Annotated in this window: 12 protein-coding genes and 1 tRNA gene; 4 read left to right on the plus strand and 9 right to left on the minus strand. The window is 71.4% G+C overall.

Features of this window, described 5'->3' with window-relative positions; genetic code table 11:
- From BIV25_RS40130 to pgsA, 3 genes are all read right to left on the minus strand, one after another.
- Nucleotides 1-1,107: glycosyltransferase family 4 protein (locus BIV25_RS40130; protein WP_071377508.1), on the minus strand; the 1,107-nt coding region annotated here is incomplete at its 3' end.
- Nucleotides 1,104-2,012: a phosphatidylinositol mannoside acyltransferase gene (locus BIV25_RS40135; protein WP_071377509.1), complete on the minus strand. Its 909-nt coding sequence runs from the start codon at nucleotides 2,010-2,012 to the stop codon at nucleotides 1,104-1,106. The genes BIV25_RS40135 and BIV25_RS40130, both read right to left, overlap by 4 nt.
- Nucleotides 2,009-2,728: a phosphatidylinositol phosphate synthase gene (gene pgsA / locus BIV25_RS40140; RefSeq protein WP_079177198.1), complete on the minus strand. Its 720-nt coding sequence runs from the start codon at nucleotides 2,726-2,728 to the stop codon at nucleotides 2,009-2,011. The genes BIV25_RS40135 and pgsA overlap by 4 nt, the downstream gene beginning before the upstream one ends.
- A 240-nt stretch (nucleotides 2,729-2,968) precedes the next feature.
- Here pgsA and BIV25_RS40150 point away from each other — a divergent pair, with 240 nt between their 5' ends.
- Entirely contained in the window at nucleotides 2,969-5,170 is a 2,202-nt protein-coding gene (locus tag BIV25_RS40150) for an elongation factor G-like protein EF-G2 (protein WP_071377512.1), read from the plus strand.
- A gap of 156 nt (nucleotides 5,171-5,326) precedes the next feature.
- Complete coding sequence (locus BIV25_RS40155; RefSeq protein WP_071377513.1) at nucleotides 5,327-6,979, plus strand: hypothetical protein; 1,653 nt, start codon at nucleotides 5,327-5,329, stop codon at nucleotides 6,977-6,979.
- 52 nt (nucleotides 6,980-7,031) lie between these two features.
- Here BIV25_RS40155 and BIV25_RS40160 read toward each other — a convergent pair whose 3' ends face one another.
- On the minus strand, nucleotides 7,032-7,592 hold the full coding sequence (locus tag BIV25_RS40160) for an HIT domain-containing protein (RefSeq protein WP_071377514.1): 561 nt from the start codon (nucleotides 7,590-7,592) through the stop codon (nucleotides 7,032-7,034).
- Between the two features lie 67 nt (nucleotides 7,593-7,659).
- Here BIV25_RS40160 and BIV25_RS40165 point away from each other — a divergent pair, with 67 nt between their 5' ends.
- Nucleotides 7,660-8,316: a potassium channel family protein gene (locus tag BIV25_RS40165; protein WP_071377515.1), complete on the plus strand. Its 657-nt coding sequence runs from the start codon at nucleotides 7,660-7,662 to the stop codon at nucleotides 8,314-8,316.
- A gap of 37 nt (nucleotides 8,317-8,353) precedes the next feature.
- On the opposite strand, the gene thrS is transcribed toward BIV25_RS40165, so the two are convergent.
- From thrS to BIV25_RS40180, 3 genes are all read right to left on the minus strand, one after another.
- Nucleotides 8,354-10,330: a threonine--tRNA ligase gene (gene thrS, locus BIV25_RS40170; protein ID WP_071377516.1), complete on the minus strand. Its 1,977-nt coding sequence runs from the start codon at nucleotides 10,328-10,330 to the stop codon at nucleotides 8,354-8,356.
- A 98-nt stretch (nucleotides 10,331-10,428) separates the two neighbouring features.
- Entirely contained in the window at nucleotides 10,429-11,673 is a 1,245-nt protein-coding gene (locus BIV25_RS40175; protein ID WP_071377517.1) for a hypothetical protein, read from the minus strand.
- Nucleotides 11,670-12,236: a DUF4365 domain-containing protein gene (locus BIV25_RS40180; RefSeq protein WP_071377518.1), complete on the minus strand. Its 567-nt coding sequence runs from the start codon at nucleotides 12,234-12,236 to the stop codon at nucleotides 11,670-11,672. Before BIV25_RS40180 ends, BIV25_RS40175 begins: the two co-directional genes overlap by 4 nt.
- Before the next feature lie 168 nt (nucleotides 12,237-12,404).
- Here BIV25_RS40180 and BIV25_RS40185 point away from each other — a divergent pair, with 168 nt between their 5' ends.
- Entirely contained in the window at nucleotides 12,405-13,130 is a 726-nt protein-coding gene (locus BIV25_RS40185) for a 3'-5' exonuclease (RefSeq protein ID WP_071377519.1), read from the plus strand.
- A gap of 54 nt (nucleotides 13,131-13,184) precedes the next feature.
- Here the strand turns inward: BIV25_RS40185 and BIV25_RS40190 are convergent.
- Both BIV25_RS40190 and BIV25_RS40195 read right to left on the minus strand, forming a co-directional pair.
- Nucleotides 13,185-13,256: transfer RNA gene (locus BIV25_RS40190), tRNA-Val, on the minus strand.
- A 39-nt stretch (nucleotides 13,257-13,295) separates the two neighbouring features.
- Entirely contained in the window at nucleotides 13,296-13,742 is a 447-nt protein-coding gene (locus BIV25_RS40195; RefSeq protein WP_071377520.1) for an SRPBCC family protein, read from the minus strand.
- Nucleotides 13,743-13,830 lie beyond the last annotated feature (88 nt).

The raw sequence follows: 13,830 nt of genomic DNA on the forward strand, positions 1-13,830 counted from the left end.
AACCGCAGCCGCACCGGCCGCCACGGTCTCGTACACCGACAGGATGTCCGCACCGACCGTCGACCAGTCGAAACGCCGGACGTGGGCGCTGCCCCGCGCGCGCAGCTCCGCCAGCCTGGCCGGGTCCGACAGCAGCCGTACCGCCGTCTCGGCGAGCGCGCCGGCGTTCTCGTTGGCGAAGACCTCGCCCGCCGCGCCCTGGTCGAGGACCTGGACGAAGGCGTCCAGGTCGGAGGCGAGGACGGGGGCGCCCGCCGACATCGCCTCGACCAGGATGATGCCGAAGCTCTCACCCCCGGTGTTCGGCGCGACGTACAGGTCGACACTGCGCAGGAGACGCGCCTTGTCCACGTCGCTGACCATGCCGAGGAACTCCACGCGCGCGCGTGCCTCCTTCGGGAGGTCCGCAACGGCCGCTTCCTCGTCGCCCCGCCCGGCGACGAGCAGGCGGGTCTGCGGGCGGGCCGCCAGGATGCCCGGCAGGGCCTTCATCAGGACCGGCAGGCCCTTGCGGGGCTCGTCGATGCGGCCGATGAAGCCGATCGTGTCGCCCTGCCACTCCGGTTTCGGCTCGGCCTTGGCGAAGAAGTCCACGTCGACGCCGTTCGGGATGACCACCGCGTCCCCGCCGAGGTGCTCGACCAGGGTGCGCCGGGCGTACTCGCTGACCGCGATGCGCGCGCTGATCTTCTCCAGCGCGGCCTGCAGGATGGAGTACGCGGCGATCATCGCGCGCGAGCGCGGGTTGGAGGTGTGGAAGGTCGCGACGATCGGGCCCTGCGCCGCCCAGCAGGTCAGCAGCCCGAGCGAGGGCGAGGTCGGTTCGTGGATGTGGACCACGTCGAAGTTGCCCTCGTGCAGCCAGCGCCGTACGCGCGCCGCCGACAGGAAACCGAAGTTCAGCCGGGCCACGGAGCCGTTGTACGGCACCGGGACCGCGCGGCCGGCCGAGACGACGTACGGCGGCAGCGGGGTGTCGTCGTCGGCCGGGGCGAGGACGGACACCTCGTGGCCGAGCCGGATGAAGTACTCGGCGAGGTCGCGGATGTGGAACTGGACGCCCCCGGGCACGTCCCAGGAGTACGGGCAGACGATCCCGATTCTCACGACGGCCCCTTCGCCGGGTCGAGGTCGGCGAGCCACAAGCGCTGGAGCATGTGCCAGTCCTCCGGATGGTCGGCGATCCCGGTGGCGAAGGCGTCGGCCAGCGCCTGTGTCATCACAGACGTCTTCTCCGCGCGCGTGCCTGACTCGGGTACCTCTATCGGGGGATGCACCTGCCCCTTCATGATCGGCGAGTCGTCGTACCAGAGGGTGACCGGCAGCAGCAGCGCGCCGGTCTGCTGGGCGAGCAGGGCCGGGCCCGCGGGCATCCGGGTCCGCTCGCCGAAGAAGTCGACCTCGACGCCGGAGGCGGACAGGTCACGGTCGGCGACCAGGCAGACCAGGCCGCCGTCGCGCAGCCGCCGGGCCAGGGTGCCGAAGGCCGAGCCGCCGCTGTGCGGCAGGACCTCCATGCCGAGGCCCTCGCGGTAGGCGACGAAACGGTCGTAGAGCGTCTCGGGCTTCAGCCGCTCGGCGACCGTCGTGAACGGCGTCTCCAGCTTTGTGGTGACCCAGGCGCCGGCCAGGTCGTAGTTGGCCATGTGCGGCAGCGCGAGGACCACGCCCTGGCCGGAGGCGAGGCCGTCGGTGAGGTGGTGGATGTCCTTGGGGTCGAACCCGCTGCGCACCCGCTCGCGGCTCCAGGCCGGCAGCCGGAAGGACTCCATCCAGTAGCGCAGGTACGAACGCATGCCCGCGCGGGACAGCTCGGCGAGGCGCTCGGGCGAGGCGCCGGGCACCACGCGCGCGTAGTTGCTCTCCAGCCGCTGGACGCCCTTGCCGCGCCGCTTCCAGGTGAGGTCGGCGATGGCGCGGCCGAGCCGGACCGCGGCCGGTTCGGGGAGCTTCTTGACGGTGCTCCAGCCGAGGCCGTACAGCGCGTCGCTGAGCCGGTCGGCGGTGCTCACTTCGCCGCCTCGCTGGTGTCGCGCCCGGCCGCCGCCTCCGCCTCGGCGGACTCGCGGCGGACGGTGACGACCCGCTGGATCAGGGTGACCAGGCTGCCGGCGGCGACGATCCACAGGGCGACCGGCAGCAGCCACTGGATGCCCGGCACACCGAACGTGTGCAGGCCCGCGAGACCGGCCGCGACCAGCGAGATCACCAGCCGCTCGGCGCGCTCGACCAGCCCGTTGACGGCGACCGGCAGCCCGATCGACTCGCCGCGCGCCTTGGTGTACGACACCACCTGGCCGCTGGCCAGGCAGAAGATCGAGACGGCGCACAGGACGTTGTTGTTCCCGTTGCCCGCGTACCAGAGCGCGAAGCCGCCGAAGATCGCGCCGTCGGCGACCCGGTCCAGGGTGGAGTCCAGGAAGGCGCCCCAGCGGCTGGTGCGGCCCAGCTGGCGGGCCATGTTCCCGTCGACCAGGTCGGAGAAGACGAACAGGGTGATGACGACCGTGCCCCAGAAGAACTCGCCCCTGGGGTAGAAGACCAGCGCGCCCGCCACCACGCCGGCCGTGCCGATGAGCGTGACCGTGTCGGGGCTCACCCCCCGCCGGATGAGAAACGCGGCGAACGGTGTGAGGACACGCGTGAAGAATGCACGCGCGTACTTGTTCAGCATGGCCTTCCCGACGGTCGGTGTCGCCGCGGCCCTGGTGGCCTCCGGCTGGCCCATCGTAGTCACGCGCGCGCGTGCGTGGCGGGCGGGCACCCGCAGCCCGTGGCGTGAACCGGCGTACGCCGCCGCGCGCGGGCGTGCGTGGCGCGAACGGCGGCCGCGGCCGTCCTTCGTATGGACGCAGCGTGACGGGAGTGGAAAGCTCGAATAACCGCGGGCGTCGCCGGAGCCGCCACCACACGCGGATCCCGCGTGTCCGCGCCCACAGTGACCTCACCGTGCACGGGAGGCAGGATCATGGGCGACAAGGCACAAGCACACCACCCCGGGGCCGCCGGCAGGGCTCTTGAGGCCGACCGGCCCGCGTCTGTACGGAACGTGGTGCTGGTCGGCCACTCCGGTTCGGGGAAGACGACCCTGGTGGAGGCCCTCGCACTGACCGCGGGGGCGGTGAACCGGGCGGGCCGCGTCGAGGACGGCGGCACCGTCTCGGACTACGACGAGATCGAGCACCGGCAGCAACGCTCCGTACAGCTCTCGCTGGTGCCCGTCGAATGGAACGGCATCAAGATCAACCTCCTCGACACCCCCGGGTACGCCGACTTCGTCGGGGAGCTGCGGGCCGGTCTGCGGGCGGCGGACGCGGCCCTCTTCGTCGTCTCGGCCTCGGACGGGGTGGACGGCGCGACCCGGATGGTCTGGGAGGAGTGTGCGGCCGTCGGCATGCCCCGCGCGATCGTGATCACGCACCTGGAGTCCGCGCGCGCGGACTTCGAGGACATGACCCGGACCTGCGCGGAGGCCTTCGGCGGGGACGACCCCGACGCCGTGCTCCCGCTCTACACGCCGCTGCGCGGCCCGGAGGGACCCGACGGGCACGCGCCCGTGACCGGGCTGGTCGGGCTGCTGACGCAGAAGCTGTTCGACTACACGACCGGGGAGCGCAAGGAGTCCGAACCCGGCGCGGACCAGCTGCCGGACATCGAGGAGGCCCGCAACCGGCTCATCGAGGGGATCATCGCCGAGAGCGAGGACGAGACCCTCATGGACCGCTATCTCGGCGGTGAGCGGATCGACGTCAAGACCCTGATCGAGGACCTGGAGCGGGCCGTCGCCCGCGGCTCGTTCTTCCCCGTCCTGGCGGCCGCCCCCGCCGCCGAGGGCGCGAAGCAGGGACTGGGCACGGTCGAGCTGCTGGAGCTGGTCACCGGCGGCTGTCCGACTCCGTTCGAGCACGCGCTGCCCGAGGTCAGCAGCATCGACGGCAAACGACGCGAGCTGAAGCCGTGCGACACCGACGGCCCCCTGGTCGCCGAGGTCGTCAAGACCGCCTCCGACCCCTACGTCGGCCGCGTCTCCCTCGTCCGCGTCTTCTCCGGCACCCTGCGCCCCGACCAGACGGTGCACGTCTCCGGGCACGGGCTGGCTGACCGCGGGCACGAGGACCACGATGTCGACGAGAAGGTCGGCGCCCTGTCCATGCCCTTCGGCAAGCAGCAGCGACCGGTGACCCACGCCGTCGCCGGTGACCTGGTGTGCGTGGCCAAGCTGGGCCGCGCCGAGACCGGGGACACGCTCTCCGCGAAGGACGACCCGCTGCTGATGGAGCCCTGGCGGATGCCCGACCCGCTGCTGCCGCTCGCCATCCAGGCACACAGCAAGCCCGACGAGGACAAGCTCTCCCAGGGCCTTTCCCGGCTGGTCGCCGAGGATCCGACGATGCGTCTGGAGCAGAACCAGGACACCCACCAGGTGGTCCTGTGGTGCTTGGGCGAGGCCCACGCGGACGTGGCCCTGGAGCGGCTGCGCAACCGCTACGGCGTCCAGGTCGACGTCGTCCCGCACCGGGTCTCCCTCCGGGAGACGTTCGCGCACAAGGCGTCCGGGCGCGGCCGGCACGTGAAGCAGTCCGGCGGGCACGGGCAGTACGCGATCTGCGAGATCGAGGTGGAGCCGCTGCCCGGCGGCTCGGGCATCGAGTTCGTGGACAAGGTGGTCGGCGGTGCCGTACCGCGCCAGTTCATCCCGTCCGTCGAGAAGGGCGTACGGGCGCAGGCCGCCAAGGGCGTCGCCGCCGGATATCCGCTGGTGGACGTGCGGATCACGCTGCTGGACGGCAAGGCGCACTCGGTGGACTCCTCCGACGCCGCCTTCCAGACGGCGGGCGCGCTCGCGCTGCGGGAGGCCGCGGCCGACACCAGGATCCATCTGCTGGAGCCGGTGGCCGAGGTGTCGGTGCTGGTCGGCGACGACTACGTGGGCGCGGTGATGAGCGACCTGTCGAGCCGGCGCGGCCGGGTGCTCGGCACCGAGCAGGTCGGCGCCGGGCGGACCCTGATCCGGGCCGAGGTGCCCGAGTTCGAGATCGGCCGGTACGCCGTCGACCTGCGCTCGCTCTCCCACGGCACGGCCCGCTTCGACCGGAGCTACGTCCGGCACGAGCCGATGCCGCCGCAGGTCGCCGAGCGGATCCGCGAACTGGCGGACGAGACGGTGTAGTTCACGGCGGGACGCACCCCGATCGGGCGGACGGCTTCGGCCGTCCGCCCCCGTATGTCGGTGGCTGGGGATACGCTGATGACCTGATCAACAGGTGTGCGGAGTACGGAAGTCGGGAAGGCCGCAGGAGCGGGGCGGCGGCAAGTGGGGGCGGGAATGAGCTTCGAGGACTTCTTCGGGCCACAGGTGCCCAGGCCGGGCGGCGGTGAGCAGGCTCCGACCTTCGCCCTGGCCTCGGCGGCGTACCGGGACACGCCGATGGAGGAGATCAAGAAGGCCGACAACGAATGGCACCAGTCGACGGTCACCGAGCACCGCTCATGGGCGAAGATCTTCCGGCCCAACTTCGGTGAGGCGTACGCCCAGGCGGTGATCGACCGCATGCTGGGCGTCGACAGGAAGCCGCTCATCCAGTCCTTCGGCTGCGAGCCGCAGGTGGTCGTCGAGCACTGCCTCGCGGCCAACCGCATCCGCCGGGAGCGGGACACGAAGCTGACCGCCCTCATGGTGCTGTGCGGCCTGCTCTTCCTGCCCGGCCTGCTGGTGTGGCTGCTCGTCTTCCAGCTCCGGGCCCTGATGCTGAAGAACGACGACAAGCGGGTCTCGGGCCTCGGCACGCTCCTGCTGGCCGTCGTCGGTATCGGCACGGTGATCTTCCTGATCCGGACGCCGTTCACCGGCTTCTGGCAGTGGTACGCGCGCGGCTGCGCCGTGATCCCCGTCGCCGGCTGGTTCCTGGCCAAGCGGATCTGCGAGGGGACCGCGCAGGATCTGCGCGAGCGCTGGGGCGATCTGCTCTCCGGCGGCAGCGTCGGCGCGAAGGTCCCCGAGGCGGTGCCGACCAGCCCGGACCAGGCCGCGGCCGAGCAGCTGCGGCAGTCCCTGGCCCGGCTCAGCGCCGAGCAGCAGTCCAACTCGGTCTTCTACGCCGGTCCGAAGGGCATCCTCGGCATGGGCACCCGCTGGGGCTCCTGGCATCTCGCGGAGGAGCTGGTCCCCCTCGACGCGGTCAAGGGCATCCACGAGTTCCGCAGCTGGACGGTCGTCCGGGCGATCCACGACGAGCTGAGCGTGCTGGACCGGCAGCACCTGAAGACCGGCGGCTTCCCCAAGCCGCAGGTGAAGCACTGGATCGTCACGCACGTCGGCGAGGGCGCCAAGGCGGTGTCCCGGCCCGAGGGGACGGACGTCGAGGCCTACCAGGTCAAGCCGAAGGCCGTCGAGGACATCTGCAACAACCAGCAGTTCGACAGCGGCGACCGCCACTACCTGGGCATACAGTGGCCCCATCTGTGGAGCGGCGACCTGATCCTCACCATGATGATCACGGTGACCGTGCTGAAGGAGACCCTGCGGATCGAGGTCACCGGACACGCTCTCGGCCCGGTCAACGGCCTGTTCAGGGGCAAGCCCGAGGCGCCCGTCAAGAAGGTCGCGAAGACCGTGAAGTTCTGGGAGACCCGGACGATCAAGCTGCCGCTGGTCACCGCCGACGAGGTGGTGCGGCTCGCCGCGCGGGCCGCCATCGGCTGGTACCCGCCGCTGCTGAAGTGGCTCGGCGGCTCCATCGGTCTGCCGGAGCCCTTCGGTCTGCGGCACGCCTGGGCCGATCAGCCCTGGCGGCACCGCTTCATGGCCGACGACGCCCTGCGCGCGGCCACCCCGATCCTCCGCGCGGTGCACCGGGCCGTGATCAGGGTGCTCGCGGAACATGACGTCGACGTCGACAAGTTCAGCTCCAGGGCGGGCGCCCTGAGCGGGTCGGTGCAGGATGCCTCGCCCAAGAAGGCCGACACGTACGACGCGTGAGGATGCGCCCCTTCTCCGCCGTGCGGAGGCCGGAGGAGGGGCACCCGCAGGGTCAGACCGTCGGCCAGGCCTCCGCCAGCATCTTCCTGGTGTCGGCGAGCAGCTGCGGCAGCACCTTCGTGTGGCCGACGACCGGCATGAAGTTCGTGTCGCCGCCCCAGCGCGGGACGATGTGCTGGTGCAGGTGGGCGGCGATACCGGCGCCCGCGACCGTGCCCTGGTTCATACCGATGTTGAAGCCGTGCGCGCCGGACGCGGTGCGCAGCGCCGTCATCGCCTGCTTGGTCAGCTCGGCCAGCTCGGCGGTCTCCGCGCCGGTCAGCTCGGTGTAGTCGGCCACGTGCCGGTACGGCACGGTCATCAGATGGCCGCCGTTGTACGGGTAGAGGTTGAGCACGGCGTACACGTGCTCACCGCGCCGGACGATCAGCCCGTCCTCGTCGGACTTCGCCGGGAGCGAGCAGAACGGGCAGCCGTCGCCCTCCCCCGGGCCGGTCGGCTTGTTCTCGCCCTGGATGTACGCCATCCGGTGGGGCGTCCACAAACGCTGGAACGCGTCCTGCGTCCCCACCCCGATCTGCAGCTCCGGCTCACTCGTCATGCCATGCAGCATATGGCTTCGCCCGTTCCCGGCGTGTCGCCGGGGCAGCCGGGAGACGCCGTCCGGCCAAGCTGGGCCGGTGGACGACGACAGCCGTGCGGCGCGCTGGGAGCAGCGCACCGAGATCCCTCTCTTCGTGGCGGCGCTGGTCTTCCTGGCCCTGTACGCCACGCGCGTCCTGGCCACGGACCTGCCCGTGTTCTGGCGGCACCTGAGCACGTACCTGCTGCTCGCGCTCTGGGCGGTGTCCGCCGTGGACTACGCGGTGCACTGGCGGCTCAGCGGGCAGGGACTGCGCTTCGTGCCGGCGCATGTGCTGCACACTCTGGTGCTCGTCCTGCCGCTGTTGCGCCCGCTGCGGATCGTCCCGCTGTACGAAGCGGTCCTGCACCGGTCGGGACAGCCGCGGCTCTCGCTGTACGCGCGGGTGATCTCGTACGCCGGGCTGTCCGCCCTGCTGCTCGGCTTCGCCGGTGCCCTCGCGGTCTACCAGGTGGAACGCGGGAAGCCCGGCACCACCATGCACACCTTCGGGGACGCCGTCTGGTGGGCCGCCTCGACGCTCAGCACGGTCGGCTACGGCGACGTGGTGCCGGTGACCTTCTTCGGCCGGCTGATCGCGATGGTGATGATGGCCGGCGGCCTCGCCCTGCTCGGCGCGGTGACAGGGTCGTTCTCGTCCTGGCTGATGCGGTCCTTCTCCCGGGAGGGCGACGAAAGGCCCCCGGGGCGGTGAAGCTCCCCGGGGGCCTTCGTGCGCGGCGGATGCCGGATCAGACCTGAGCCCGCTCCTCGACGACCTGGGCGATCTTCGCGATGGCCTCGTCGAACGGGATGCCGTTCTCCTGCGAGCCGTCGCGGTAGCGGAAGGACACCGAGTTGTTCGACATGTCCTCGTCGCCCGCGATGACCATGAAGGGCACCTTCTGCTTCTGGGCGTTGCGGATTTTCTTCTGCATCCGGTCCGAGGAGGAGTCCACCTCGACGCGCAGACCCTTCCTGCGGGCCGCCGCCGCGAACTTCTCCAGGTACTCGACGTGGGCGTCACCGATCGGGATGCCGAGCGCCTGGACCGGGGCCAGCCACGCCGGGAAGGCGCCCGCGTAGTGCTCCAGGAGCACCGCGAAGAACCGCTCGATGGAGCCGAACAGGGCGCGGTGGATCATGACCGGGCGCTGCTTGGAGCCGTCCGGGCCCGTGTACTCCAGGTTGAAGCGCTCGGGCAGGTTGAAGTCGAGCTGGATGGTCGACATCTGCCAGGTCCGGCCGATCGCGTCCTTGGCCTGGACGGAGATCTTCGGGCCGTAGAAGGCGGCGCCGCCCGGGTCGGGGACGAGGGGCAGGCCCTGCTTCTCGGCGACCTGGCGCAGCGTCTCGGTCGCCTCCTCCCAGACCTCGTCGGTGCCGACGAACTTCTCCGGGTCCTTGGTGGACAGCTCCAGGTAGAAGTCGGTCAGGCCGTAGTCGCGCAGCAGGCCGAGGACGAAGGTGAGCGTCTTGTCCAGTTCCTCGGACATCTGCTCACGGGTGCAGTAGATGTGCGCGTCGTCCTGCGTGAAGCCGCGGGCACGGGTGAGGCCGTGCACGACGCCCGACTTCTCGTACCGGTACACGGTCCCGAACTCGAAGAGGCGCAGCGGCAGTTCGCGGTAGGAGCGGCCGCGCGCGTCGAAGATCAGGTTGTGCATCGGGCAGTTCATGGGCTTGAGGTAGTAGTCCACGCCCTCGTCGAGCTGCATGGGGGGGTACATGCCCTCGGCGTACCAGTCCAGGTGTCCGGACGTCTCGAAGAGCTTCCCCTTCGTGGCATGCGGGGTGTAGACGAACTCGTAGCCCTCCTCCTCGTGGCGGCGGCGCGAGTAGTCCTCCATCGTGCGGCGGACGATGCCGCCCTTGGGGTGGAAGACGGCGAGGCCGGAGCCGATCTGCTCGGGGATGGAGAAGAGGTCCAGCTCGGAGCCGAGCTTGCGGTGGTCGCGCTTCTCGGCCTCGGCGAGGAAGTCCAGGTACGCCTTCAGCTCGTCCTTGGACGGCCAGGCGGTGCCGTAGATGCGCTGGAGCATCGGGTTCTTCTCGCTGCCGCGCCAGTAGGCGGCCGCGTTGCGCATCAGCTTGAACGCCGGGATGAGGCGGGTGGAGGGCAGGTGCGGACCGCGGCAGAGGTCCTTCCAGCACAGCTCGCCGGTCTTGGCGTCCAGGTTGTCGTAGATCGTCAGCTCACCGGCGCCGACCTCGACGTCCGCGCCGTCGTCGCTGGACGCGGAGCCCTTGAGGCCGATCAGCTCCAGCTTGTACGGCTCGTGCGCCAGCTCCTCGCGGGCGGCCTCGTCGGTCACCACGCGGCGGGCGAACTTCTGCCCGCGCTTCTGGATCTCCTGCATCTTCTTCTCGATGGCCTTGAGATCCTCGGGCGTGAACGGCTTCTCGACGTCGAAGTCGTAGTAGAAGCCGTCCTTGACGGGCGGGCCGATGCCCAGCTTCGCCTCGGGGAAGATCTCCTGCACGGCCTGCGCCATGACGTGCGCGGTCGAGTGGCGCAGGATGTTCAGACCGTCCTCGGAGGCGATCTCGACGGCCTCGACGGTCTCGCCGTCCTGGACCGCGTAGGCGAGATCCTTCAGCTCGCCGGCCACGCGCGCGGCGATGATCGAGCGCTCGCCCGCGAAGAGGTCGGCGGCCGTAGTGCCCGTCGTCACCACGCGTTCTTCCCGCTCGGAATCGCGTTGGATGATCACACGGACGTCTGACACCGGTCTCTCCTGACTGAAGGTGGGTGCGGCGCCATACCAGGAGCGCGCGCACAGGCGATCGTACCGACCCGACCGTACCGACCGCTAAACGGTCACCCTCAGTCCCCGTCCCCGTACTCTCCCGGTCCCCCCTCCCCGCAGGCCTCCTCGAAGAAGTCGAGATTCTCCTGGAGGGCCTTCATCAGCCGGTCGCGCTCGGCCTCGTCGACCTGGACGGGGACGACCCCCGAGGCTCCGGTGAGCCGGCGGAAGCCGCCCCGGCGCTCCAGCCGCCCGTGCACGCGCACCGGCAGGCCGACGAGATGGGCGTGGCCGGCGATGCGGTAGTCCTCCTCGTCCAGCGTGACGCGGAGGTGCGGGACCTCGGCGCCGGCGAGGACGCGCAGCCGTACGGTGCCCTCGCCGCCGGGGCCGGAGCGGCGCATGCGGACCACGGCCCCGGTGATCCGGACCGGCACGGAGGGTTCCTCGCGCAGATAGCGGGCGGCGGCCTCGCGCAGCACGGGCAGATCGCCCGGGGAGAACTCGACGGGTTCGGCGGCGGGGGCGCAGCCCTCCGGGACACCGGCGCCCGGCGACCAGGCGACGGCGATCCGGGCGCCCTCGGTGCCCCGGACCAGCATGGCGAGCGCCTCGGTCAGCTCGCGGCTGACCCCGGCCTCGACGGCGCCGTCGAAGGCGTCCATGCCGCCGGTGGCCCGCTGGTAGTCGATGGCCTCGCGGGCGGCGTACAGCGCCTGGTGGAGGCGGACGGCAAGGGGCCGGCCGGCCGGGACGGGCGCGAAGGCGGTGAGGGTGCGGCCCTCGGCGGCGGGCCCGACGAGGACGTGTTCCAGCAGGGCGGCGGCCGCGCGGCGGTGACGGGCGCCGTGATAGCCGGCACGCGCGCGCGTGGCGAGCGCGGCGGCGAGCAGCATCTGCCGTGCGGCGCCGCGCAGTTGCTCGTCGGCGTTCCAGGGCGCGGCGCCGGCCGGCCCGGCCGGGGCGTCGCGCCACCAGCGGATCTCGTCGCTGGGCAGGGCGAGGGAGATCAGCACCTCGCGCGCCGCAGGCGTCTCGCTGCGGGCGAGCGCGTCGAGGGCCTCGCCGAGCAGGTCGTCGCTGTCGGGGAAGGCGCGGCTCTCCGGCACCAGCAGGCTGGTCGCGCCGGCGCCCGGTCCGGGCGGGGTCCAGCGGCCGTAGCGCCCCGGTGCTCCGCCGCGCCGCTGCCAGCCGTGCCGGCGCAGCAACGCGCCGAGCACCGCCGGGTCGACCCGGGCGGGGTCGGGTGGCTGCTGCCGGGCGAGGTCGTCGGGATGCGGCCGGACCTGGCGCGGCAGCTCCTCGTACGGACGGCTCCTCATGGTCTGCCTCCCGTCCCGACCCGCGTCATGATCTCGCACAGCGCCCGGTCGTCGAAGATGCGCGAAGTCGGGATCCGCACGGTGGTCCGGTGCCGGCCGGTGACCGGGTGGCCGGCGAGGTTGACCCAGTAGCAGCAGTGCCGCAGGTCGAGCCGGTCGTGACTGGCGCGCAGCCAGTCGTCCTGGGAGCGCGGGACGAGCATCACGACCAGGATCTTGTGCACCGAGACGGGTGTGCGGGCGAGCTTGCGCAGATGGTCGTTGTCGAGGGTGAAGGAGAAGGAGCGGCCCGGCGGGTTCGGCGGGATCTGGTAGGTGCACTTCAGCTGCACCTTGATGGTGACCTCGTCGTCGACGGTGTGTCCGGGCGCGCTGTGGCTGACGTGCCAGTCGATGCCGTTGTCCGGGAAGGGCTGGGACAGCGAGCATCCCGCCGCGGCGGCGACCGCGTGCAGATAGCCGACCTGCAGGGTCTCCATGCAGGCGGTGGTGGCGAGCGTGCCGCGGACGGTGCCCGGGCGATCGGGCAGCAGCCCGCCCCGCTCGGGCTGCGCTATGGCCATGACCAACAGCCTTCCAAGCAATGAGTGTCTCCGCTGCGGGCCGCTGAACTGCAAAGACCCGTACTCCTGTTGTCTCCTCGCGGCGTACGGCGCAAACAGCCCGGGTATCACCAAACAGGCAGAAGACGGAACGTCATCTGCGGTAGGTGAACGAGGAGTTGGGTTCGGATGACGACCTGGTACGAAGGGCCCCTCGCGGCCTTCGACACGGAGACGACGGGTGTGGACGTCGAGACCGACCGGATCGTGTCGGCCGCAGTCGTCGTCCAGGACGCCCCGGGCACCCGGCCCCGGATGTCCCGGTGGCTGGTGAACCCGGGGGTGCCGGTCCCGGAGGCGGCGACGGCGGTGCACGGGCTGACGGAGGAGCACCTCCAGCGCAACGGCCGCTGGCCGGCGCCGGTGATGTACGAGATAGCCGAGCAGCTGGCGGAGCACGCGGCGATGGGCCGTCCGCTGGTGGTGATGAACGCGCCCTTCGATCTGACGCTGCTGGACCGGGAGTTGCGCCGGCACCGGGCGTCGTCGCTGGACCGCTGGTTCGAGTCGGTGCCGCTCAGGGTCCTGGACCCACGGGTGCTGGACAAGCACCTGGACCGGTACCGCAAGGGCCGCCGCACGCTGACCGACCTGTGCGCGCACTACGACGTGACGCTGGAGGGCGCGCACGACGCGGCGGCGGACGCACTGGCCGCGCTGGACGTCGTACGGGCGGTGGGCCGCCGTTTCGCGACCCGGCTGGAGCGCCTGTCCCCCGCCGAGCTGCACACCCTCCAGGCCAACTGGCACGCGGCCCAGGCCCGTGGCCTCCAGGCGTGGTTCGCGCGCAGCGGCTCGCCGGAGATCGTCAGTACGGACTGGCCCCTGCGGCCGGAGCTGCCGGCGGCGGCATGAGCGCCCGGAGCACGCGAAAGACCGGTCCGCTGCTGCGGACCGGCCTTCTCCCGGTGGGCGATACTGGGTTCGAACCAGTGACCTCTTCGGTGTGAACGAAGCGCTCTCCCACTGAGCTAATCGCCCGGGAACGCACTGAACAATACAGGCCGAGACGCGGATCCTTCAAACCGCTTCGAGATACCTCAGCAGTCCCCGTCGTCCGGCGGCCATCATCAGCCGGTGGTTGACGCGGAAGACCGGGCGGCCGGGGACGGCGAGGCGCCGCAGCAGGGGCTTGTTCACGCCGACCACCTGGTCGTAGCGGGCGAGCGTGCCGGAGCCGTCGGCGGTGAGCGTCCAGCGGGCCCAGCCGTCGAGGTCGCCGGACATCGCGATCTCCAGGACCCCGGCGGCCTGGTCACGGCGTGTCTCGCGTGCGGTGACGTTCATGGCGTACGGCAGCACGGACCGGATGGTGAACACGCCGGTACGGTCGTCGAGCCGAGCCACCGTCCGTACCTGCGGCCACCAGCGGGGATAGTCCTCGGGCCGCTCCAGCACGGCGTAGACGGCCGCCGGCGGGGCGGGCAGGGACCACAGGGTGAGGAAGCGGTAGCGGTTCCAGTCCATGGGGGGAGTCTGCCCGCCGGGGCGCTCCGGTCCGAGTACGCGTACTCATGCGCCGCCTCGTGCGGCGGGGCAGACTCGGGGGGCGAGC

This window comes from Streptomyces sp. MUSC 14 (genome assembly GCF_001866675.1).
In the GTDB taxonomy this organism is placed as follows: domain Bacteria; phylum Actinomycetota; class Actinomycetes; order Streptomycetales; family Streptomycetaceae; genus Streptomyces.